Consider the following 24,604-nt stretch of genomic DNA (forward strand, 5'->3'; position numbering starts at 1 on the left):
CCCCTTATGCTATTTCTAATCTTAATTATATCCATTTATATAGTGATAAAGAAGTGTTTGGTCTCCAAATACACAATAAAAACTCCCTCTTATTTTAGAAGGAGTTTTTCACTGTCCATGTTTCATATTTTTTCACTTCTAATGGAAGCTCATTCGTTTTCAACCACTTCACTGCACTACATACAAGTGGAGATGAATTGTCTTCTGTAATGCTTTCAATAGGAACCCATCTAGCTCCTAATGAATCTTGCTCTTCAAATTGTTCCGTTACTACGAATTCACCTTCGCACCTTTCAACACCGTAGAAAACTGCGATATGATGTACATGTGTGTACTCCTTGAATTTTGATGGAAATTGAAAATCAATCGTACCTATTTGTTTTACTACCGTTACATTTAGCCCGGTCTCCTCTTTAATCTCTCTATGAAGTCCAGCTAATAATGCTTCCCCATCTTTTAGACTACCACCAGGTAGATCATACCGATTTCTATATGGCCCTTTAATTTTATCGATTACTAATATGTTATTGCTTTCGATACAAATGCCATACACACCAAACGCACGATGAAAATTAGTAGCATTATTCATGGTTCAATTTCTCCGTCATCACATCATAAAATTTCCGTTCCTCATCAACATTTAAGTGAACACGACTTACTGTTTTAGAAAATCCATATAATAATTGTGCTTTCATTGGCTCTTTGAGTATGATTTCAAATGTTGGAGGTTCCTTTATAAATTCCATCACCGTTGCGTCAAGAAGCTCTTTCTCTTTCGTTAAAAGTTCCCCTTTATAAAACGTAATTGTATCAATTTGCGCAAATGGTATAATGATTTTCTTTCCTAATCCAATTTGAATAATTATTTTTTCTTTCGCAACAATAATTTGATTTTTACGCATCGCTTGAATTTCAGCTAAAAAATAAAACATTGCATATACGTTTAAAATAAGTAACACCCATGCTACAACTGGATTCCATTGATGAAACAAATAATGAAAACCGATACTTTCTATTAAGGTCGCATGGATAATCATAATATATACACCTATTGCGCCAGTCTTTTTGTGATATGAGTATACAGATTCTCCTTCTGGCACTTTTTCACGCCACGATAAAAATGCATAATAGATTAACTTACACTCTGTTACAATGATATCTATTAATTTATTTCTTTTCATAGCAGCGTCAAATGCAGCATCAATTGCATAAGAAAATGAAGAATACTCACTTTTATATTCTTTATATTTTTTTATTATGTTAGGAAGCTTTCTAACAATTTTATATAGAAGGAATAACTCTACACATACAAAGGTAATTTCTCCTGCAACTATCATATAAGAAACGTATGAAAAAGCTTGTAAATAGTCGCTTGGAATAATAAATCTTGCAAATATATAACCAGCTATTACAACAGGGAATATATACGTTAACGAGTATCTTTTTCGAATAATAAAGAAATACGTAATAACCGGAATTACAAACATACAATCTAATAATGATCCAAGAACAACTTCTTTGGGAGTAGCTGGTACAATCGGAAGAGCATACAATAAATAGTTTGATAATAAGATTAAAGATACGAGTCCAATCCATATACCTTTTCGCCTTCGCGAAAGTGTGACACTCATACTTTCACTCCTCTATTTAAAAACCTCGTTTAAATGGTCTTTATAAAATGAAATAGCACGTTCAAACTCTTTCACTTCTTCTACTTTTACGACTGTTTCAAGTAATAATTTCATCGCGGATTCATGATCGTTTACGTTATATTTCGCTAATGACAAAAATACTTTCATCACATCATTATCTGGAAACTGCTGCAAACCTGTTTCTAAAACAGTAATTGCTTTATCATACTCGCCTATACAACGATATGTACTACCAAGACCGATATATGCGCCACAAAGTGACTCCCCTTCAAGACCATTTGCAATTGCCTGTTCATAATACGGCATAGCTTCTGTTTCAAGACCCATTACATCATGTATCCAGGCACATTGATAAAGTACTTCTGCATCCCTCGTAAAGTTTGTTAATCCGATGAGTATCTCTTTAGACTGCGCATATTTCTTTTCTTTCCGGAGTTTAATAGCTTGCTTTAATAAATGTTCCATAGAATTCACTCCTCACCATTTATTCTATGTATCCATATTGAATGGTTAACGTTTGTGTAAAAGTAAAATTCCTATAAATTAAAGTTTCGCTTACCAATATATACTATGCGGATTCACTCTTATCCAAATACTTAAAATTATAAAGCAGTAATGTGATTACATAATACCTCTAACCTTTTAACAATTTCTTTCGCTGTTTCATCTTTTCCATTACATAACTTCTCTATACCGTCTTGTCCAATTACGTAGTGCATTGCTCCACGCGAATATAAAGAATGTGGTGAATTCGCAATCATTACACTCGCCTTCGCTTCTTCCATTCTATTTTTCGCTCTTTCAAACAGTTCTTCTTCATTTACGTCGCTTTCAAGTTTAAAGCCAACGAGTACAGTTTCTGAATCCCACTGTTTTATTTGTTTTAATACTTTCGGTGCCTTTTGAAAATGTATAATTGGCGCTATATCACTTGAGATTTTTCCATTCATATCAAGAACATTACCCTCTTGATCACAGATCTTGTCCACAATCCAATCAGATCCAGCCGCTGCCATAATAACCGCATCGACTTTTTCATGCGTAATGATACTTTTCATTTTATCTTGCAAATCAACAATTCCTTCAAATGGGTGTAATTCTAATTGATTGTTTATATCATTCGGTTTCTCCGCAAAATAACCATGTAAATATATAACATAGGCCCCTTTACTTATAAGCTCTTCGGCGATTATTCTTCCAATTGTTCCTTTTGCCATATTCGTATGACCACGAACTTGATCCCATTTTTCTAAACAACCACCGCTTGTAATTAATACCTTTTTCCCCTTCATTGTAACCATCCCTTACTAATTTTTCTTACGAAACCATTCTGTTCCAAAATCAACTATATCACGTTGTTTCATAAGACGGCACTTTGCGTTTCCTATTTCCCCTATTGTTACGGTTCCTTTTTGCTCAAATTCCACACCAATTTCTACAAATTTGTCAGAATCGTAATCCATATCAACAAATTCTTTCCACACTCTTTCGCCATTTTCTATAATGGGTGCCCCTACTTTTATTAACTCACATGCACCAGAACGTACTTCTGATAAATGTACAGAAGTATTGGAATCATATCCAACACCAATTAATAATATGTATCCGTCTAAATCATATATTTTTCTTAATGGAGATTCTTCTCCTAAACTCATTGATAGAGACTGATTCATCGTTATTTCTTCTGCATGTCTTCCCCATGCAGCAAAACTTCCTAATGGATGGTTACTGCGTACTACATTCGGATATGTACGAAAACATTCAACTATTTCCCCCATACCTCTTGTTGGTGTTATTCGTGGATCATAAGCTGGGACATTATCACGGATAATCTGCCACCAATCTTCAGGAACAGGCGGTCTTGACCAATGTTTCGGATCGGATAAATCTGAAGATTGCGTTGGCATAATGAGTGTTCCTTCTTCTGTAATAACATTCATTAACGCCTCTACTACTGCAACTGCTCCGCCAGATACCCAGCCTATGGAGCTTAACGAAGAATGTACAATAACTGTCATTCCTTTTTCTAATCCTAATTTTCTTAAATCATTTGTAATTGTTTTAATTGTATTTGGCAATGGCGTACTTGCCACTATTTCATTCATTTTCACGATTGTTCCCCCATTTTGTTTTAAACTACTACATACATATATTATCATATTTTTCTTAATTTTTAACTTAATCATTTTTATCCAATTAAAAAATGGTAATAAATTGGTTTTATATAACAAAAGAAGCAACATGAAGGCGTTACATCACAGCAATAAAAACACTATATTTAAACGAAAGAGCCCATCAAAAATGATGAGCTCTTTGTTCCATTTATCCTTCAATTGTAACTCCAGTAAACATCGATAAGTTTCCCGTTATTTTCTCACCTACACGTAAAAATAACCCTGCGGCTCTTCCGCTTATGCAGTGTGAACCAATTAAAAGTTTACCAGTATACGGACCGTCCCATGTGTCAATTGTATAGTCAGGCATTTCTATGTATTGCTGATATATTTTCCGCTGTTCAAAGTAATACTCTGTTTTATCTTCAGCTAATAGTTCATTATTTTCAAATATAGATACCCCTCCGCCTTCACGGCCGTATAAAGGTTTAGAAACATAGGATTCATTTCTTTCTATAAATGGTTTATTTGTAAAGTATGTTGGTAGGAAGTATTTTTGAATGGTCTCTCGCTCTTCGTCCCCAAAGAAAACTTCATCTTCATAAAGCTGCCAAATTAATGCGAGTACACTTTTATTTTGCATAAGAAAGGCAGCAGGTGGATTAATGATTTTCACTCTTCCTTGCGCTATATGATCTAAAAACTGGAGTCCAATTCTTTTCCCGTTTTTATCAGCGTCTGAAACTAAATATTCAATTGGATATAGCCTATATAAATAATGAATTCTCTCACCATTTTGCGTATATATACCATCATCTGTCACGACAATATCTTGTATACCTATATAATCCGTTGACTGATCCAAACAATAGCTTCTTAAAAATTGAACCGTTTGATGATCTTCATCATGCCAATCATAACTCGTGAAATAAATCGTTTCTCTAGGATCTATATTATAGTCATGTTTAATTTGTTCCCATGCCTGCACAATATGCTCTTCTATATGATTTGGGTGATTTACATCGTGATAACGGCACAACACTTCATTTGCGACCGATGGCTCTAAATAACCTGTTGGTGTATCACAATTTACTTCTATTAACTTTATATCTTCACCATTTACGATAAAGTCAAATCTCGTAAAATATGAAAACAAACCAGTATGTTTCATTCTCGCAATTTCCCACGTTTCAGCAGGAAATCCTAGTGTTTGAAAATCTTCTGCCGTATTTACAATATATTGATACGTTCTATATAACACGTACATAATTTCTTCAGTCGCTTTTGAAATAGCAGTATAAGTTTTTACTGGCATACGATACATACCTGTTGCCATATATTGATTCCATTCTTCATTTTCTAATAGGCTCGGCCACGTAAATCCATTCCGACCAGCCTCTTCCGCTAGTGAAAACCATACTTTCATATACTCCTTCTGCTCTTGCTCTGTATACATATTCCTATTATCCTTTCGAGTTATGATCCGGCCGGTGCTTTTGCGTTCCCAATTCCACTTGAACCTGAATTCACTTTTGGCGTTTGTGTCGGAGATGATTTTGGCGCATTTGTATCTGGTGTCACTTTATTTGAGCTATTTGGCTGTTGTTTATTTAAATCCACTTTATTGGACGAGTTATTATTGTTACTGTTAGTTCCGCCGTAATACCCTCCACCACCGCTTCCACCAGTTCTACTTTGGTCTTTTTCACGATAGGGAATAACATTATTTGCATACGGTTTCTTCATTATATTTGGCTTTGCTGTATAATTCATATTTGAAGTTCTGCTTGCTAATAAATATCCTGCTACGAATGGAAGTATCGGTAAATGTGAATTTTCATGATACGATGAAAAAGACGGATTCATTTCCTTACATAACTCATCTTTTTCTACATTTTCATTAGTAGGAGCTTTATCATCGCAATGTAATGTTTCTTGTTCATTTCCCTGTTTTGCACCATCTGTTTTAACAGCAGTACTTTCTTTCTGTGCAGTTTCTTCTTCATAATCACCACAGCCCGTTAATAAAAAAGATGAAACCCCTATTGAAGTAGCGATTTTTATAAATTTACTTTTATCCATTCTCATGTGTTATACACCCAATTTCCATTATCTATATTTTTCCAGATACCTTTATTATATAATGTAAATGTTACTTTTTTCAAACTAAACACAATATGTATTTACATATTTTCGTACTATTTTTCCAAATAACAATGAAACCTTTCAATCCCCGGATATTTTTCTCCTAAACTTTTAATCTGAAAACCAATTTTCTTATAAAATTTTACTGCCTCAGCGTCAGTCTCTGCCTCTATATACGTCAATTGATGCATTCTTACTACTTCCTTTATATTTGCAACGCAATTCCTTTATGGCGATATTGTGGAACGACTGCTATGTGGCATATTCTCGCTTTATTTGCTCCGATTATTTCAATACCTATGCAAGCCTTTTCTTCATATCTATACAATGACCCTTTATTCCTTTCATAAAATAAAACTGCTTTCTTTAAGCTAGTTTCACTTGGGCCGATTGCATACAGTAGTACATTTAAAATAGGATCTTTCTCAATTTGTTCAACACATTGCAAATTCATTTCATCATTCCTTTCTACGAAAAAAGATTAGCTCTTTATATAAAGAGCTAATCTCATTACGCCGTTATTTTTTCTTCTTTCTTCACAACGACCGCTACATAACTATGTAGTATCATTCCGATAATAACGAGGCTCATACCAACCCAAGATAAAGATGACGGAATTGGTGCAGATAACAAGATAAGTTCTCCTACTAGCGCAAATAAAACCTCACCGGACTGAGTCGCTTCTACTGTTGCTAGTTTTTGCGGATCATCTTTTACAAGGTCTGTCGCAAAGAAGAATAATACCGTTGCGATTAAGCCAGAACTAACTGCTACAATAAAGCATTGGAAAACTTGGCTACTTGACGGTAGACCACCTGTTGATACTTCATAACCAGATAGTAAAAACCAAAATGGTAGACTTGCTAATGTCATACCGAGAACTCGCTGGAATACATCTAACTCGCCTTTACAAACTTGCATCATTTTTCGATTTCCAAGAGGATACGCAAACGCTGCAATCAGTACAGGAACGACACATAAAACGGTTTCACGAATTCCTAATGAAGAAGCATGTTCTACTTGCATGAGTACAACACCGCATAAAATAATACCCGACATAACTAATTCCTTCATTGGGAGTTTTTTATGTAATGGATCTACCGCAAAAAATGGCGTTAACAAAATCCCTGCGACGATTGTAATTTGCCATGTTGATGCAACGAGCCAACCAGGTCCAAACGCTCCAGCAAAACTAAGTGGTGCATAGAAGAGACCAAATCCAACGATACTCCACACTAACCATTCTTTCGGATTGTTTTTCATATATTGAAAGAGTTGCTTTAAGTTTCCCCTATACATGACAATAAGTAAAAGCATTGGAACCATAAAGTAGTACCGTAATGAAGCACTCCAAATCCAGCTTCCACCTTCTAAGTCCATCGCCCGGTTTAAAACGAAGGTAAAGGCAAAGAAAAATGATGCCAATATCCCTACTGCAATAGCTTTCATGATAAAACCCCTTGTTTAGTTTCTTCTTATACTATACAACAAAATAAATATAATTAAAATTCGCACTCTTTATCTTGCATGTATTCTAGCTCTATATAGTTTTCTTAACTGACTAATATGAGCTTGATGGTACCGATTATGATCAGCTATATGCCATATCCCCCACCTTATAGTCGCAGTTTCTCCCTTTTCATAAAAAACCTCTCGTGTTAAATCATTTTCTGTTAGTTTCATGCATTCCTCATAAAACATATGTTGCACAACTTCATAATCTTGCATTAATTGTTGCAATGTCTGTTTTCTTAAACTTGGCAGCTCTCCTGCTTCATTTAACATAGATCCATATATATTATCAAGTGTCTGTGGAATTGCTTCTCCTTTTAAGCGGTACACCCAATGTAAATCGACAACTGCTAAATGTTGAAGTAGTTGTCCAATACTATTTTCATTATTTTCTGTCCCTTTAAATGACAGTTCTTTTTCATCAGTTCCTTCCACTAACTTTTGCAAGCGTTTAAATGTATCCGTAACCATCGCATACAAAATCGCTACTTGCGGGTTCATATTTTTGTCTATATAAAGATCTTTCATACTAAACTCCCTTTCTTAAAAGAACAACACCATATGTTCATCATCACTATACACACCATTCATCTTTATAGCTCTCTTTTCAATTCCATATGTTTTAAAGCCCATTGATTCATACAACTTCTTTGCTGGCTCATTTGTAGACACCACACCTAAAGTCAATTGTTCCAAGTTCATTTCTCTTGCTCTTTCAATTGCCTTACGTATTAAATCACGTGCAAGGCCATTTCTTCGATTGCTTGCATCTACATACATCGCAACGATATGCCCTTTATGTTTATACGCCTCTTTCTCTTCTGTTAGTAAAGTGACAACTCCAACTAATTGATAATCCTCATTAAAAGCACCGAATGTACAACTAGTAGTAGCTGTTAAATTACTTTCCACTCGCTTAATCGGGTTTTCTTGACGAATCGCCTCTTCATAAGTTGTTACAAATGCCTCTGGATTTACTTGTAATGCTTGTAAACGTAAGTCCCAATATTTTTTTGCATCTTCTTTCGTAAGTAATCGAATCATATTTCTCCAGCCCCTTTAAGTTAACATAATATTTTTATAAACTACTATTTATAGATTCGTATTCTTCTCTTAACATACTATAGCGATAACGATGAATGAACTTCCCTTGACGTAATCGATCCTTTCTCATTAATCCTTCACAAACAAAACCAGCCTTTTTATAACTCTTTCTAGCTTGAAAATTATCTTCATCTACACGTAGCCATACTTTTTCTAATTTAAATTCAAAGAATGCTACATGTAACATACTATATAGGGCTGCTATTCCATACCCTTTCCCCCAGTACTCTTTATTACCAATCGCGATTCCCAGTTCTGCATTTTTATTTGTTTTATCAAAGTTTTTAAGATCTATCCATCCAATATGTATGCCGTTCTCTGCAGTGATAGCTCTTTGTTCATAACCATTTTTTCGATTTATACATGCCTCAATCCATCGTTTTGTATCTTCACGAGTGAACGGTGGATATTGATCTGGTACAACTAAATGTTTTGTTACTTCTGTATCTAATGACCATTGATATCGTTCTTCTACATCATCTAGCGTCAGTTCTCTTAATTGAACAAATGGTACATTCATTGTGTTATCCCCTTTTTATTTTCCTATAGAAAACCCTTCGAACATTCTTCCTCCATACTGTTCTAATGTTTTTTCTACAAAAGTAATTAATTTTCTTTTCTCTCCCGTTGTATAAAAATGATCGAATGCTGCTACAAATTGATCTGCGTATTGTTCATCATATCTTCTAAGTACCCTTATAAACCATTTTGAACTTCCAAGCCATTTCCCATTTACTCTTAATACATATTCATGTAATAAATCAGCTAATAAATTCGCGATAAACAACTCTTCTTCTCTTTTTGATGCACCAATAAAATCATCCAAAGTATCTGTAATAAAATAACGCTTCTGCTCCATCATTTCTTCCGTCCATTTAGCTGGTCCTTTATTTAGTAACTCATTCGCTTCGCTTTTTAATTTCTCAATAATTTCATCTTCCCCTTTTAATACAATACCTTCTGCAACTAATTGTGGTAACGAAGGTCTTCCGCGGTCACAATCCATTTTAAAAAAGGTTTTTAACGTTTCAAAATTATGTACAAATACCTCAACTGGCCATCCATTACTATAGAAAGATTCTCTATAACAAGATGGCAAACTACAATCTATTATTACAATGTCCAGATCAGATGTTTTTGTCGCTTCCCCTCTTGCAACGCTTCCTCCAAGTAAAGCTACATCACAATTCGGAAATTGTGATGTAATTATGCTTTGTGCCGCTTCCATTGCTTTCATAACCGTTCCCCTTTTCTTATTTCTCTTTCTTTTTTTCAGCTCTTTCTCTCGCTTTTTTTATATACGGCTCTGCGTCTGGTGTTTTGCATGACGTTTCTCCGTGATCAACCTGTACTTTTCCAATTTCACGTGCAATTTCAATAGCTAATCGCTCTAAGTCTTCATTACGAATTCCTATCGCGATTAATGCACGATTCATCGCTTCTTTTTTTCTATTTTTTTCATTATGTATATTTACTTTAATTTCTTCTAAATACGGAGAGAAGAAATCGTCTTGTAACATTTTATTTTTAATCGCTATATTTGCTAATAAAGACCAGCCTGCTCTTCCAATCCATTCATCATCAGATTTTGTCCATTCTTCCATTCTTTCTATCGCGATTGGCGACGTACAAATAGCCGTCATCAAAACATCCATTAAACAATAATAATCAACTTCCTGTACCCATTTATTTAGTAGTTCTGTCGTAACTTTTTTTGGATCTAAAATCATCGTTGCTAAAGTCATTGCATCCATATTTTTTGTTTGCCATAATAAAATTGCTAAATCATGATCTTTTTTTATCTTCTTTTTTAGCAATTTTAAATTCGCGAAACTAACTCCGAATAGTGGCTCTTTCGCTCCGTGATTTTTATACGTTTTACGATTTTGTTCTGTTCCATATTCCTCTAGTTGCTGCATTACTTCATCAAGTAACATATGCACACCTCTTTATCTTTTATGTTGACTTCATATATGTATGTACGATATATTCTACATTACTTTTTGGTTTTCCTATATTTATTTTTAAAATACGGTATGTGAAATTTTATAGATGCGTTTTAATACAACAGGCACCCTCTTCGCTAACATTCTCTGTATACAATCCCCTACTAACTCATTCATTGGGTTTACTATATATATGAACAAATTACATGCATTTTCATTCAATTTTTGTTTCATTTTAGTAAACCTGCAAAATATTGAAATCTTGCATACTTTTGGACAAACCTTTTTGCTCTTGTAAAAAAGTTTTTTTGCAATTACCTCCCTATAATTGCTAATATAGTAGAGTAGAACTTTTATAGAGAGAAGGAAAATTATGCACAATGGAATTCGAATGACAACTTTAGTGAAAAGAGCTATGTTGATTTGCGCGGGGGTATTATTTACATACGAAGCGGCTTTAGGATCAGCACATACTGCTCTAGCAAGTACAGAGGATGAAGCAAAATCTGTTCAACTTGTAAGTGAAATTCAATCATCTCTTGCACCGAAAGAAGCTCCAAAACAATATAATGGGCAAGTTAGAAAAGTAGCTTACTTAACATTTGATGATGGTCCTGGAAAATACACAGCTGAGCTTTTAGATATGCTAAAGAAAGAAAATGCAAAAGCAACATTCTTCCTTATTGGTTCAAATGTAAAAGCTTTTCCTGATCTTGTAAAGCGTGAAGATGCTGAAGGCCACTACGTTGGGATGCACAGTATGACTCATAACTACAAGAAACTTTACACAGAGGGTCATTACGTAGATGAGATGAAAGAAGATCAAGGATTAATCGCTGGCGTTCTAGGTAAATCACCAGTATTAACTCGCCCTTCTTACGGCTCAATGCCAGGATTAAATGAGGCTCTTCGCAACAAAGTTGTTGAGAATGGCTTAAAAGTTTGGGATTGGACAATCGATTCATTAGACTGGAAGTACAACAAAATGCAGGTTGATGCTGCATCTGCTAAAATTGTCGAGAATGTTCTAGCTCATGCTACAAATCCAACAGAAGTTATCCTTATGCACGACATTCATCCACAATCCGTAAAAGCAGTACCTGGTATTATTAAAGGGCTGAAAGAAAAAGGATATGAATTAGAAGCCTATAGTGAGAACGAACACTTCCCATTAAACTTCTGGCACGATAATCGTATGTAATAAAAAAGACTTGATTTCCTTTATCTAGGAATCAAGTCTTTTTATCGTTTTCGGAATTACTCCTCGTATATTCGACTCAAACTCCACCTTCTCTACTATCAATAAAAATTACAAATCACATGAATTTAACTTAAAAACATCACATGTTATACTATAATCTAGTTTAAATAAGTAGGTGTCATATGATCGTATATACAGTACAAACGGAAGAAGCTTGGAAACAATTTAAGAAACTTGGTTATTTAGAAGGTAATAAAGAATTCATCGATCCAGACGATTTATATTCATATGACTGGATGGTGCGCGCTGCTAAAACAAGATTGCCTTATTTCGATGGTAACTACCCTATTTGGGTCTGGGAAGCAAATAATTACCCAAATCGAAATCATAGAGGTTGGGGTAGAAAAAATTCAAAAATGGTAATTTTAACGCTAGATGTACCGAAAGAATGGGTACTATGGAGCTATTTTGACTATTGGTGCTGTGCTATGACTGACGGATCAATATATTTACATACAAAAAATAAGTGTACTTTAGATGAATGGTATACCTATATGGATAAAGAATACGGGATAATATTCGATTCCGACTATTTGTTATCTCATCCTGATTGGTGTCTAGGTAAAGAGGATTCGTTAGAAAAACAAGGTGTTATCGGCAAAATACCCCTTTCCTTCGTGAAAAAAGTAAGACGTTTTCGTGCTAAGACAGATAAGTCTATTCGTAAAATCAGAAGTGATAACTGGGATAATCGAAAAGAAAACCGCATTAAAAAGATGAATCGAAAATTAAGAAAGCGAAACGATAAACAAAAAAGACTACAAAAGCGACTTATACGAAATTAAAACATATATCAAAATACAGTAAGAAATTATGGATTGAATATACAAATTCAATTCTATTTTTTATATTATCAACACTTTAGCACATATTACTCTTAAGGAGTGATGTGTATATGGATTTTCTTTCAGCCGAATATTTGTCAGCCTTACTTGCCATTATTGTAATTGATTTAGTGTTAGCAGGTGATAATGCCATTGTAATTGGATTAGCAGCAAGACGATTACCGAAAGATCAACAAAAGAAAGTTATTATATGGGGAACTATCGGGGCAATCGCGATTAGAGCCCTCGCTACCTTAGTTGTCGTTTGGTTGTTAAAAATACCAGGGCTACTTCTAATTGGTGGTGTACTCCTTATATGGATCGCTTACAAATTAATTGCTGAAGGCAAAGATCATGATATTAAGGCCGAAGAAGGATTTTGGTCTGCTATTAAAACCATTATTATAGCTGATGCATTAATGGGAATTGATAATGTACTTGCTGTTGCGGGAGCTGCTCATGGCAACTTTTCTTTAGTAATCATCGGGTTATTAGTTTCTATTCCTGTAGTGGTATGGGGCAGTACATTAATTTTAAAATGGGTCGACCGATATCCTATCATTATTACAATTGGAGCAGCTGTTCTAGCTTATACTGCTGCGAAAATGATTGTAGATGAAAAATGGTTCGCTGCATTTTTCGAAAGCAACCCTTTCATGAAATGGGCATTCATCATTATCATCATTGTCGGTGTAGTTTTCTTCGGAAAGGCAAAACAAAAGGCAACAGATGGTTCTATCTCATGATGATGATTTATTTACAAACAAAAGGCACTATTCCTATGAATAGTGCCTTTTGTTATTTATTTAGCTTCCCCTTCCGGAGTCGTTTTTACTTTCGTTTTGTTTTTATCACGATTGTTATAATTATACTTCGAACGATCTATCGGTGTAAATCCTTCCGGTGTGTAGAATCGTAATAAGTCACCATTTACGACTTGGTCAGAGTATTTTAACGAGTTTTGAACCATTTGTTCATTTTGTTTTATTTCATCTGTAAATTCTACTGGTTTTCCAGTCGTTGTATCATAGTATTTGCCGTTTAATGCAGTAACTGTTGGGCTTACGTAGTTACCATTTCGGAACGCAACAACTTGCTTATGATCTGGTGATAATAAATCTGAACCGAATTGAACATAATTTTTTGTATCTGTTCCTAGTAAGTGTAAAAGAGTTGGAAGAACATCAATTTCACCACCGTATTGATGTTGTACGCCACCTTTCACACCTGGTACACGAACGATTAAAGGTACACGCTGTAACTGTGCATTTTCAAACGAGTTAATTTCTTTACCCATTACTTTTGACATTGCTGCGTTATGATTATCTGAAATACCGTAATGGTCTCCGTACATAACGATAATCGAATTATCGTATAAACCAGATTGTTTCAAGTAATCGATGAAACCTTTTACAGATTCGTCTAAATAACGTGCTGTTTGGAAATACGTATCTACAGATGAGTCACCTGTGTTCGCTGGTTCAATTGTCGCTTCCTCTTTATCAATTGGATACGGGAAGTGATTTGATAACGTAATAAACTTCGTATAGAACGGTTGTTTCAATGTTTCTAATAACGGAATGGATTCATTAAAGAATGGTTTATCTTTTAATCCATAGTTTACTACATCTTTTTCATTCATATCATAGTATGAAGCATCAAAGAATTTATTAAAACCAAATGATTTATAAATATCGTCACGGTTCCAGAATGTTTTATAGTTACCGTGGAATACTGCTGATGTGTATCCTTGTTGCCCTAAAATAGCTGGTGCTGATTGATACGTATTATGAGATTTCGTTGTAAAGACAGAACCTTGTGGTAAACCAAACATAGAATTCTCTAACATAAACTCCGCATCAGATGTTTTTCCTTGTCCTGTTTGATGGAAGAAGTTATCAAAGTAAAGCGTATTCGCATCTTTTGTGAATGAGTTTAAGAACGGCGTTACTTCTTGACCATTTAATTTATAATCGATTAAGAAGTTTTGGAATGACTCTAAATGAATATAGATTACGTTCATTCCCTTTCCTTTACCGAAATACTCAGGATTTGGACTTGCGTAAGTTGATGTTAAATAATTTCTTACTTCTGTCATGTTATCTCCATCAGCTAACGCTCTTTCCGTTGATGCTTTCGCACTTTGAATACCGTCATAAATTGTGTAGTTATACGCCCCTAAATATTTCACAATGTAGTTACGGTCAAACGTTCTTGTTAATAATTCAGGACGATCAGATTCTGCAAGTCCTAAGTTAACACTGAATAATAAAATACCTGCTACAAATACTAAAGATAATTTATGTTTCGCAACACGAATTGGTTTTGGATTTACAAATTTCGTTGCTACTAACACAATTAAAATAATTGTATCTAAGAAGTATAGCGGATCATAAAGATGTAGCAACGCAACAATACTACCACCTAAATCTCCAAAGTTATTCGTTTGTGTTAATGTCGGGAACGTAATAAAGTCACTGAAAAAGCGATAATATACGACGTTTGCGTATAAAAGAATCGACAATAACAAGTTGATAACAATTAACCAAATATAAGATCGTTTCCCTTTTGCAAATAATGCAAGTCCTAAAAATAGCACTGCTGAACTAAGCGGGTTGAAAAACAGCAAGAATTTTTGGATCGTGTTTGAAATCCCTAAATTAAATTCTGTTACATAAGCTGCATATGTTTTGAGCCAGAATAAAATAACGGCAAACAGAAAGAATCCAAAATGATTGCTTAGCACACTTTTGCTCTTTAATAAGAATTGTTTCATTTCTCCACCTCTTTTGATCATCCAAGGCTTATTTTTTATAAGTCTGTCTCTCTATTCAATTTTTCATCTTCAAATAGATTTTATTTATTTAACTATATGAAGAATACTAGTAATTATAATTTGAAGCTAGTATTTATTCAACTATTTCTTTCTAGAGATTTTGACCTTGGTTTCTATTTAACAAAATAAATTTGTAACATTTCCTGTTTTCTCCCAAGATTCATCCACTAATAATGACATCACATACTATATACCTTTATTCACTACTTCGCAAATAAATATGTCTCCAGTTCTGGAACATTAATGTAATATAATGAAATTCACAATAGATAGCATTTAATTTTTCGATATATATTATTTCTTCATTCAGTTATTTATGCTTCAGCAATTCTTCTATGTGTAAAATCCAAATCTCTTCCCTCTAATAAAGTTATTCTTGAATAATTATTCACAATCCATAAAAATAATGATTATAAAAAACCTCGCTCTCATAACGAGAGCGAGGCTTTTCATCATTTATTATTGACCTTTGTACATTGCATCTACTTGTTTTTGAAGTTCTTCATTTTCTAAGAACTCATCGTAAGTAGCCTCTTTATCGATTACACCGTTTGGCGTTACTTCGATAATGCGGTTTGCAATTGTTTGTACGAACTGATGATCATGAGATGTGAATAACATTGTACCTTTGAATGCGATTAAACCGTTGTTTAGTGCTGTAATAGACTCAAGGTCTAAATGGTTCGTTGGGTCGTCAAGTGTGATTACGTTCGCACCACTTAACATCATTTTAGATAACATACAACGAACTTTTTCGCCTCCAGATAATACAGAAACGTTCTTCTTAACTTCTTCACCTGAGAATAACATACGGCCTAAGAAACCACGTAAGAAGCTTTCTGACTCATCTTGTGGAGAGAATTGGCGTAACCATTCAACTAAGTTGAGGTCACTGTTCTCAAAGTACTTAGAGTTATCTCTTGGGAAGTACGATTGAGAAGTTGTAACGCCCCATTTGAATGAACCGCTATCTGGCTCCATTTCACCCATAAGAATTTTAAATAATGTTGTCATTGCAATATCGTTACGACCGATAAATGCAACTTTATCACCTTTATTTAAAGTGAAGTACACATTATCTAACACTTTTTCGCCATCAATTGTTTTAGAAAGACCTTCAACAGTTAATAAGTCATTTCCTACTTCACGCTCAGGTGTGAAGCCAACGAATGGGTAACGACGAGATGATGGTCTAATATCATCTAATGTAATTTTATCTAATAATTTTTTACGAGAAGTTGCTTGTTTCGCTTTAGATGCGTTTGAGCTAAAGCGCGCAATGAAGTTTTGTAACTCTTTTACTTTCTCTTCTTTTTTCTTATTAGCATCTTGTGTTAATTTTAAAGCTAATTGGCTTGATTCATACCAGAAGTCATAGTTACCAACGTAAAGTTGAATTTTACCGAAATCAAGATCAGCCATGTGCGTACATACTTTATTTAAGAAGTGACGGTCATGGGATACAACGATAACTGTATTTTCAAAGTTCATTAAGAAGTTTTCTAACCATTGGATCGCTTTTAAGTCCAAGTGGTTGGTAGGCTCATCTAGTAATAGAATATCAGGTTTACCGAATAATGCTTGAGCAAGTAATACTTTTACTTTCTCTGCCCCAGTTAATTCTGACAATTTCTTATCATGAAGATCTTCACCAATACCAAGCCCTTTTAGTAAGATTGCAGCTTCTGACTCAGCTTCCCAACCGTTCAGCTCAGCGAACTCACCTTCAAGTTCAGCAGCACGCATACCATCTTCATCACTAAAGTCTTCTTTCATGTAAATAGCATTTTTCTCTTGCATTACTTTATAAAGTTGCGTGTGACCCATAATTACTGTTTCTAATACTGGGAACTCTTCGTATTCGAAGTGGTTCTGTTTTAATACTGCTAGACGCTCACCTGGCGTAATATGTATGTCACCTGTTGATGGTTCGATTTCTCCAGATAAAATCTTTAGAAATGTTGATTTACCAGCACCGTTTGCTCCGATTAAACCGTAGCAGTTACCTGGCGTGAATTTTATGTTAACATCTTCAAACAATTTGCGATCCGCGAAACGCAAACTAACGTTACTTACTGTAATCATTTGTGTCCTCCTACTAATACCGCTTATTTCAGCGTTTTCTCACCGATTGTCTTAAAAAATCGCATATTACGACTCAATTATTGTAGACTATAGCTATTATATAGTAGAAGCTGGATGAATAGCAACGGTTGATTGCTATTCCTTTCTTTCCAAACTTGAATAAAACCTTTGTTTTTAATTATATTAAAGTTACATACACACTTTAAGGAGGATTTATTTTGAAGAAAATATTAATAATTGGAGCATTATGTTTATCAATTGAAATAACACAATAATTTGTATGCATTTCGCATTATAAATAGCAAACTAAAACGCTCAGAAAATATTCTGAGCGTTTTTATTTCCTACTTCAACTAAAGCACCTGTTAGTGTAAAAAGCTATTTCACCATTTGTATTGTTAACTTATCTTTTAACATTGACCTATATGAGTCAATTTCATATTTTGTATTATTGATTTTTTCTTTTTTCATTTTTAACATATCGAATATTTCTAACTCTAAATTCCTTCTAGCTTCAAGAACTTTTATCGCTCCTTCTACACCTGTATGGTTATGTTCTTTCCCATAGCCTTGGTTCGTGTAATAGTCGACAATTCCTGTGGCCCATTCTGGATTTCTTTCTTTTAATGCCTTCCTAAATGAAAATTCAAGATCATCTTGTTCTACATACAATAACATTGGATTTAAATTCTCTATGATTTTTGCAACTTTCATTACATAATTTATTATTTTTTCTTTTTGTTCACCGTATTTAATCATCCCAATTGTTAATGGGTTTTGTATGAAACAACATTCAAAAATATAAACCTTATTATCTTCTAGAGCAATTTCAGCAAAGTCATTCCATTTGTCAGCAATTAATTCAACATTTTTATCGAATGGTAATTCATATATATCGTTTCTTGAAATATCGTTACATAATTCGTCCGAAAACTGGTCACCAAACTCATTTTTTATCTTTCTGTATGGTAATAAATAATTGCTTCCTTTTTTTAAAACTCTTTTAAGAAGAACTTCGTTAAAATCTCCACTGTTAGATACTAATCTATCGAATTCAAATTTATTAAAACAAGATACACCATCATAGTCGGCGGGGTGGTTCAAATTCCCCTCTAAAAATAGTTCAACTTCAATTTTATTTTGGCTTAGAATTTCATTTATTAGCTTTGCAGTGGTCGATTTTCCGAATCCAGGTAAACCTTCTACTATTATTAGTTTTGTATTCATATTTATAAATCCCTTCCTTCAAAGTATGTAACCAAGATTTAAAAAATTACTTACTCCACTGCAATCACTCCTTCAAAATACAATATTCAACATTTCCTTTGAAAAATCCTTCTTAAAGTAACCTGACCGTTAGTTTAAGAACATTTTTTCACAATCTCTATCATTATTTTAACATAAATTTTCCATTTACCTTTTAAAAAAAATAGTCTACCATTATTTGAGTGAACTACAAAAAAAGGATGCTAAATCATATGTGATTTAGCATCCCTAATTTGTATGTTATTTTATATTTTCTCTCCTATAACTGAACCAGTTACTTTTAACAGGAGCTTCTTTTATTTCCTTTCACTTAATTTCTTTGCATAATTCTTCATTTTACTCGTTAATCCTATTAAAGCAGGTAACAATATTGGCATCACAATAATAGCTAATAGTAACAACGCAACGCCAACTACGGATGCCACTTGTATAAGCGTTAATACACCTGAAGGGATTAATGCAGCAAATGTACCACCTAAAATAAGTGCCGCTGATAATACGACTCCTCCGATATGACGAGAAGCAGTTACAATTTTCTCCGCTGGGTCCCCTTCTAACTCATTGTATCTCATCATTACAAAAATACTATAATCCACTCCTAAAGCGACAATCATTATGAAACTAAAGAATGGAACATTCCAGCTTAATGAATCTACATGTAAAATATGCGTACTAATTTGTTCACTTATCCCTAATGATGCAAAGTAAGCTAATAGTAACGATCCAATAATAAAGATGGTGTTTAATAATGAGCGTGTAATCACAATTAATACAATCGCGATTCCAATTAACATAATTGTAGCTGTACGTAAGAAATCTTGCCCAGTTACTTCTTTTAAATCAACGTTTCTAGCTGTCGTTCCTCCGATTGCTGTTTTCGCATGATTTAATTCCGATCCCTTCAAAGTACCATCTATTGTGTTATTGATTTCTTGAATAATTGGCATCGCTTCTTTTGAATACGGATTTACGTCTAAAATGATTGTCATTTTAGCAGTCTTTCTATCATGTGACATGTACGTATTCAAAGCTTTTTGGAAATCTTCTCCCTCCAAAACTTCTTTTGGAATATAGAATTTCTCAGAGCTTTTTGATTCATTCAGTTCTCCTAAATATTTCTGAGCATCCCCTAGGCCATTACTTACCTTTTCAAGGCCTTCTGTACTTTTAGTGAGTCCGGATTGTAATTGACCCATCTGTTCTTGCAAGTCTTTCAGTCCGGTTAATAGCTGACCTTGCCCATCGTTTATTTTCGTTAATCCGGTTTGTAACTCAGATGACTTGTTTGCAATTTGTTTTGAACCTGAAGCACCTTCATTTAATCCATTTTTAAGATCAGCTGCTCCTTTTTGTAACTTAGTAACTCCATTGTTCATTTCTTTTAAGCCATTATCCACTTTCAATAAAGATTGATTCGCTTCTTTAAATGATCCCATCGCCGCATTGTGCTGCGTTGCTAATTGATTTAATTCATTTGACAGCCCACCTAATTTCTTTTGAGCCTCTTTAGCAATTCCTATCGTCTGCAGAATGTTAGGATCATTTGCTAATTCTGGTTTCGTTTGAATGAAATTGGTCATTAACATTTCAATTTGTTCATAACCTTTCTTCGCACCGTCAATCGCTTGAGAAATACTTCCGAAGTATTGATCGTAAGAACTTAAACCTTTTTCTAACTGTGTATAGCCAGCATGAAGTTGTGAAGTTGCATGAGATAATACACTTATATTTTCATTTACTAAAGTTAACCCACTCTCAATTTGCTGTGCACCTTGTGCTCCGTCATTTATGCCATTTGATAGTTGATTTAAAGCTGTTCCTAATGCCGATACACCATTTTTCGCTTCATTTGTTCCATCAATTAACTTTTGAACGTTTGCAAGACTATTTGAGTCCTTATTACCCATCTTATCTTTCGCAGTAGTTAATCCATCATTAATTTCCTTTATACCACCATTGGCATCTCCTAAACCTGTATTTAGTTCCCCCGCTTGTTTATTTATATATAGTTCTTTAATCCTATCACCAGTTGGACGTGTCGGTGAATATACTTCTGAAACACCTTTCACTTTCAAAATCTTATCAGTTAGTTCATCTAAAGTTTGAAGCGAACTCGCCTCATCTAACTTGTTATTCGATTGAATGACTAACGTACTTGGTGAAGAAAAACCAGGTGGAAAATGTTCTTCTATTACGTTAATCCCCATTTTCGACTCATATTTATTGTCTACTTCAAATAAATCGTTGTAATTAAGTGTATTAGAATACTTTAATACGAAAGGAATCGATATCACGAATACAATAATTAAAGCTACAAATGGTCTTGCTACTGAGTTTTTTGCAAAGAATCCCCATAAGCGACTATCTTCATGACCTTTAAAATTTTTAACTGGATAAAACATTCCTTTTCCTAATAGCACCATGAAAAATGGATTTAATGTGGTTAAAACGAGTAATAATACGAAAACACCAATTGCTACCGCTGAAGTAGATTGATATAATTTAAAACTCGCTAAAGCAAGAGATGCAAAACCAATTAGTACTGCTATCCCGCTATATAAAACGGTTTTCCCTGCCGATTTAAATGTTTCTTTCGTAGCCAAAAATGCGTTTTCTTGTTTACTTAATTCTTCTTTAAATCTCGTAAATAATAAAATGTTATAGTCTGTTCCAACCCCAAACAGGACAACAACTACAAACACTTGTGTAAAGTTAGAAAATGGAAAATTAAATTGATCTACTAAATGAGCAATAATCCCCATTGAAACTAAATATGATACCCCAACAGTAAGAAGAGAAACAATTGGAACAATAGGTGAACGGAATACAATGATTAATATTACAAGAATGAAAATGATAGAAATAACTTCAGTCTTTTTCACTCCCTCTTGAGAAGATGTAAGAAAATCTCCCGCGATTAAATCACTTCCTGTTAAGTACGTTGTTACCCCTTTCGTTTTCACTTTATTATGAAGGTTATTTGTAACTTTCGATATTTCACCATGCTTTTTATCTATCGATATTTGCGTTAAAATAGTCGTATTATCTTTAGAAACTAATCGTTTCTCTAAGTCTTTATTATCTAAATGTGAAAGAACTTCTTTAATTCCTAATTGTTCTTTTTCATTTTGCAAAGCGTTGATTGTTTTTATTATTTCCTCTTTTTGCTCAGTCGTTAAAGCTGTTTTACTACCACTATTAAAAACAACTATAATGTCATACTTTTCTGTCCCGTCTTTATCCATTTCTTTTATCATTTTGTCAGCAATACTACTTTGTTCTGTATTAGGAATCGTAATGTGCCCTTTTTCTTTCACTAATTTATCCATATTAGGCATCGTTACGATCATTGTAATGGTAATAACTATCCATAATAGAAAAGATAAACTTCTCCAATTTTTCAGCTTGCTCATTTGCATCATCTCCCGCGATTAAAATTTTACGCTAGTTACGGAATGAATATTCATTCCTATCATTTTATTACATTATTTTGTAAACTCTATTAAACTAGTCTTTCCGGAATGAATATTCATTCCTTTAGTTGCACAAATCCCCTCTCCTACTCTCATTTTTTAATTCTATTCAGGAATGAATATTCATTCCTGTCCTTATAAAGCTATAGAATCAAATGATTCTAATAGCGTTCCAAGAGCTTTCTTCCAATTCTTTTACTAACTCTTTCGAGTATTCTAATTGCCCTGTTGCAATTACTTTCGTTAATTTTTCTAACGGTTGATATACAATAATAATTAAAGCAACTGGAGGCAATGGACGAAGAAAACCTTTTGCGATTCCATCTTCAATAATATTCATAAAGAAGCCTATAAAATCGTCAAATATTTTCTTACTTTGTTCATCAAGAAAATAACTATCACAGTGAGAATTTGTAAATAAAAAAGCATCCACATTGTTTCTCGCAAATTCAAATAAACGGTTATACGTATGACTAAACTGTTCGCGAATATTTGCTTCAACAGGAAAATCTGTTTTTATCATTTCAGAAAGCTCTAACATACTTTTTGAAAATAACGAGTTAACAAGTGCCTCTTTATTTTCAAAATAGCGATAAATAGTACCCGCACCGACCTTTGCCTTTTCAGCGATCATTGGAATTGTCGTACCATCGTAACCACGCTCTGCAAAAAGTTGCATCGCAGCATCAAAAATATCCTCTTGTTTGTTTTTAGCCATTTTTTCCACCTCTATTTTCAGGAATGAAAATTCATTCCGTTTTTAATTATAAATTACAGGGAATAAAAGTCAAGTGCGTGACTACGTATAGTTGCAATTTTATTCCCTTGTTTGTGAATAAAATTATATCAGCGATTTTCAGGATATATCGACTTACCGACAAAAATTAACAAGATGAGATGGAGCTATCTCAAAATTTCGTTCGAAACAACTCCATCTTATATGCAAATTAAAAGAAATCATAAATAAACGCTTTACGTATCGGAACTATATCCTCAAATGCTTGTATTTCCTCTTCACTTCCGCTAATTAATTCAAGTTCATTTAGTTCTAATGGGCGTTTGTATCCAAACAATATTGTAGATAGTGCATTTATATCTAGTTTGATCCCTTTATCCATTGGTTCTTCTATAATTGTTATTTCATCATTTGCAAGTCTCACTGATACATTATTCCACGGTGCAAATGAATCTGTAATATGTAAAATGACTTCTTGTTGTACATTGTTCCAGTTTAATTCATATTGTTTTAAAAACTGCTCCACATCAACAATTCTGCCCATAAAATACGGCTTTATTTCTGCCTTCACTCGCGGTTCTTGCAATGTATATAACAACGGTTCGTTTTCACTTACTGTCATTTCAAGTTCTTTAATCATAGAATCATGCTGGCAAATAAATTTCCATAGACCATTTCGTGCTTCATTATGCAATGGAACAAATTCTTCTACTATCATTTTGTTGTTTTCAATTTTATATAACATGTAGCCTGCTGCCGTTTTATCTTTATCGTAATAAATTGCTAATGTTAAATCATCATAAACTACTTGTAACCACCATTTTTCATTGCGAACTAGCATACCAGAAAAACGTTCTGCAAATGTTTCATAAAGCTTCTCGACCTCTTCTGGATGATTTTCTTTATTGAAACGTTTCACAGTACCATTCACTTGTTTTTTCATAACTAAATCACTTTTTTTCATATGACATACAAGGAGATCCGCACAAAGTTCCCAGCCATATTTACGGTAAAATGCAACAGCAAATGGATGTAACATCGATACTGTATATCCGTCTTTTTTCATCGTTTGAAGTGAATGTTGAAGCAATTCTTTCACATAACCACTTCTTCTGTATTCTGGATACGTCGCTACCCCTGCAACGCCACCCATTTTAAATTTTTCTTTTCCTATGTAAATATGAAACGGAATAAGGTGTAGTTTTGCCGCTAAGTCCTCCCCTTCCATAATACCGTATACTTCATGAATTTCCTTCATTTTTGTAAGTTGTTGCTGCATTCTTTCTTCTTCTACTTTATATTGAAAAGCGTATTCTGATAAGCATAGTGCTTCTCTAAATTTATCTTCTTTTAATCGTATAACGTTCATATGTTTCTCCCCTTTCTTTGTTTGAATTGTACCATAATTTAAAATATTACAGTGCGGTGAATGAAATTATATTGGCTTAACGACACAAATTCAATATAAAAAAAGCAGATACATCTTGTATCTGCTTCTCATTACTTTATCCCGCTTTAACGGGCAGTAAGACCCCCACCTCAAAATTTAGCGAAAGCAAAGAATTTAGGTAGGGGATCAACTGCCCGTAAAAGTCCGATTGGTTCAACTAATAATCAGTGGGGGATGAAGCCCCCCACTGATTAAAGTTT

General features: G+C 33.9%; 22 protein-coding genes and 1 pseudogene. 3 read left to right on the plus strand and 20 right to left on the minus strand.

Annotated features, from left to right (window positions below; all coding sequences use genetic code 11):
• Window positions 1-94 precede the first annotated feature (94 nt).
• The 14 genes and pseudogenes from AC2CGR_RS09690 to AC2CGR_RS09755 form a co-directional block, all read right to left on the minus strand.
• On the minus strand, window positions 95-589 hold the full coding sequence (locus tag AC2CGR_RS09690; RefSeq protein ID WP_087964460.1) for an NUDIX hydrolase: 495 nt from the start codon (window positions 587-589) through the stop codon (window positions 95-97).
• Window positions 582-1,631, minus strand: a complete 1,050-nt coding sequence (locus AC2CGR_RS09695) for a hypothetical protein (protein ID WP_000117484.1) — start codon at window positions 1,629-1,631, stop codon at window positions 582-584. Before AC2CGR_RS09695 ends, AC2CGR_RS09690 begins: the two co-directional genes overlap by 8 nt.
• A 12-nt stretch (window positions 1,632-1,643) precedes the next feature.
• On the minus strand, window positions 1,644-2,117 hold the full coding sequence (locus AC2CGR_RS09700) for a tetratricopeptide repeat protein (RefSeq protein WP_000400626.1): 474 nt from the start codon (window positions 2,115-2,117) through the stop codon (window positions 1,644-1,646).
• Between the two features lie 137 nt (window positions 2,118-2,254).
• Complete coding sequence (locus tag AC2CGR_RS09705) at window positions 2,255-2,944, minus strand: phosphopantothenoylcysteine decarboxylase domain-containing protein (RefSeq protein ID WP_000676717.1); 690 nt, start codon at window positions 2,942-2,944, stop codon at window positions 2,255-2,257.
• Between the two features lie 15 nt (window positions 2,945-2,959).
• Window positions 2,960-3,757, minus strand: a complete 798-nt coding sequence (locus AC2CGR_RS09710) for an AAC(3) family N-acetyltransferase (RefSeq protein WP_014297868.1) — start codon at window positions 3,755-3,757, stop codon at window positions 2,960-2,962.
• Between the two features lie 217 nt (window positions 3,758-3,974).
• Window positions 3,975-5,222, minus strand: coding sequence for a glutathionylspermidine synthase family protein (locus AC2CGR_RS09715; protein ID WP_000287874.1), 1,248 nt, complete (start codon window positions 5,220-5,222; stop codon window positions 3,975-3,977).
• Window positions 5,223-5,242: 20 nt separating this feature from the next.
• Window positions 5,243-5,854: a hypothetical protein gene (locus AC2CGR_RS09720; RefSeq protein WP_001242160.1), complete on the minus strand. Its 612-nt coding sequence runs from the start codon at window positions 5,852-5,854 to the stop codon at window positions 5,243-5,245.
• Between the two features lie 110 nt (window positions 5,855-5,964).
• A pseudogene (locus tag AC2CGR_RS09725) lies at window positions 5,965-6,365 on the minus strand (GNAT family N-acetyltransferase).
• A gap of 56 nt (window positions 6,366-6,421) precedes the next feature.
• A complete protein-coding gene (locus AC2CGR_RS09730) occupies window positions 6,422-7,360 on the minus strand; it encodes a DMT family transporter (RefSeq protein ID WP_000643666.1) in 939 nt (312 codons plus the stop codon).
• 69 nt (window positions 7,361-7,429) lie between these two features.
• On the minus strand, window positions 7,430-7,951 hold the full coding sequence (locus AC2CGR_RS09735; RefSeq protein ID WP_000654210.1) for a DinB family protein: 522 nt from the start codon (window positions 7,949-7,951) through the stop codon (window positions 7,430-7,432).
• Window positions 7,952-7,966: 15 nt separating this feature from the next.
• Complete coding sequence (locus AC2CGR_RS09740) at window positions 7,967-8,467, minus strand: GNAT family N-acetyltransferase (protein WP_000620348.1); 501 nt, start codon at window positions 8,465-8,467, stop codon at window positions 7,967-7,969.
• 34 nt (window positions 8,468-8,501) lie between these two features.
• Entirely contained in the window at window positions 8,502-9,047 is a 546-nt protein-coding gene (locus tag AC2CGR_RS09745) for a GNAT family N-acetyltransferase (RefSeq protein ID WP_484480775.1), read from the minus strand.
• Window positions 9,048-9,062: 15 nt separating this feature from the next.
• Window positions 9,063-9,764, minus strand: a complete 702-nt coding sequence (locus tag AC2CGR_RS09750) for a nucleotidyltransferase domain-containing protein (RefSeq protein ID WP_087964463.1) — start codon at window positions 9,762-9,764, stop codon at window positions 9,063-9,065.
• Window positions 9,765-9,780: 16 nt separating this feature from the next.
• On the minus strand, window positions 9,781-10,464 hold the full coding sequence (locus AC2CGR_RS09755; RefSeq protein ID WP_484480776.1) for a DNA alkylation repair protein: 684 nt from the start codon (window positions 10,462-10,464) through the stop codon (window positions 9,781-9,783).
• Between the two features lie 382 nt (window positions 10,465-10,846).
• On the opposite strand from AC2CGR_RS09755, the gene AC2CGR_RS09760 reads away from it, so the two are divergent.
• The 3 genes from AC2CGR_RS09760 (at window position 10,847) to AC2CGR_RS09770 (ending at window position 13,304) form a co-directional block, all read left to right on the plus strand.
• The gene (locus tag AC2CGR_RS09760) at window positions 10,847-11,674 is read left to right on the plus strand and encodes a peptidoglycan-N-acetylglucosamine deacetylase (RefSeq protein WP_270185044.1); all 828 of its coding nucleotides are present in this window, start codon (window positions 10,847-10,849) and stop codon (window positions 11,672-11,674) included.
• A gap of 182 nt (window positions 11,675-11,856) precedes the next feature.
• Window positions 11,857-12,519: a DUF3841 domain-containing protein gene (locus tag AC2CGR_RS09765; protein ID WP_484480777.1), complete on the plus strand. Its 663-nt coding sequence runs from the start codon at window positions 11,857-11,859 to the stop codon at window positions 12,517-12,519.
• Between the two features lie 110 nt (window positions 12,520-12,629).
• Entirely contained in the window at window positions 12,630-13,304 is a 675-nt protein-coding gene (locus AC2CGR_RS09770) for a TerC family protein (protein WP_000346938.1), read from the plus strand.
• Window positions 13,305-13,360: 56 nt separating this feature from the next.
• Here AC2CGR_RS09770 and ltaS read toward each other — a convergent pair whose 3' ends face one another.
• The 6 genes from ltaS to AC2CGR_RS09800 all read right to left on the minus strand — a co-directional run bounded on the left by ltaS (window position 13,361) and on the right by AC2CGR_RS09800 (window position 24,323).
• On the minus strand, window positions 13,361-15,334 hold the full coding sequence (gene ltaS, locus AC2CGR_RS09775) for a lipoteichoic acid synthase (RefSeq protein WP_087964468.1): 1,974 nt from the start codon (window positions 15,332-15,334) through the stop codon (window positions 13,361-13,363).
• A gap of 519 nt (window positions 15,335-15,853) precedes the next feature.
• Entirely contained in the window at window positions 15,854-17,479 is a 1,626-nt protein-coding gene (locus AC2CGR_RS09780; RefSeq protein ID WP_000633862.1) for an ABC-F family ATP-binding cassette domain-containing protein, read from the minus strand.
• Window positions 17,480-17,857: 378 nt separating this feature from the next.
• Window positions 17,858-18,706 carry a P-loop NTPase family protein gene (locus AC2CGR_RS09785; RefSeq protein WP_087964469.1) on the minus strand — a complete coding sequence of 283 codons (849 nt, stop codon included), beginning with the start codon at window positions 18,704-18,706 and terminating at the stop codon, window positions 17,858-17,860.
• Between the two features lie 335 nt (window positions 18,707-19,041).
• Window positions 19,042-22,158: an MMPL family transporter gene (locus tag AC2CGR_RS09790; RefSeq protein WP_484480778.1), complete on the minus strand. Its 3,117-nt coding sequence runs from the start codon at window positions 22,156-22,158 to the stop codon at window positions 19,042-19,044.
• 211 nt (window positions 22,159-22,369) lie between these two features.
• On the minus strand, window positions 22,370-22,936 hold the full coding sequence (locus tag AC2CGR_RS09795) for a TetR/AcrR family transcriptional regulator (protein WP_061666510.1): 567 nt from the start codon (window positions 22,934-22,936) through the stop codon (window positions 22,370-22,372).
• 229 nt (window positions 22,937-23,165) lie between these two features.
• Window positions 23,166-24,323: a GNAT family N-acetyltransferase gene (locus AC2CGR_RS09800; protein WP_484480779.1), complete on the minus strand. Its 1,158-nt coding sequence runs from the start codon at window positions 24,321-24,323 to the stop codon at window positions 23,166-23,168.
• Between the last annotated feature and the right edge of the window lie 281 nt (window positions 24,324-24,604).

Source organism: Bacillus sp. LSHTCR4, from assembly GCF_057197025.1.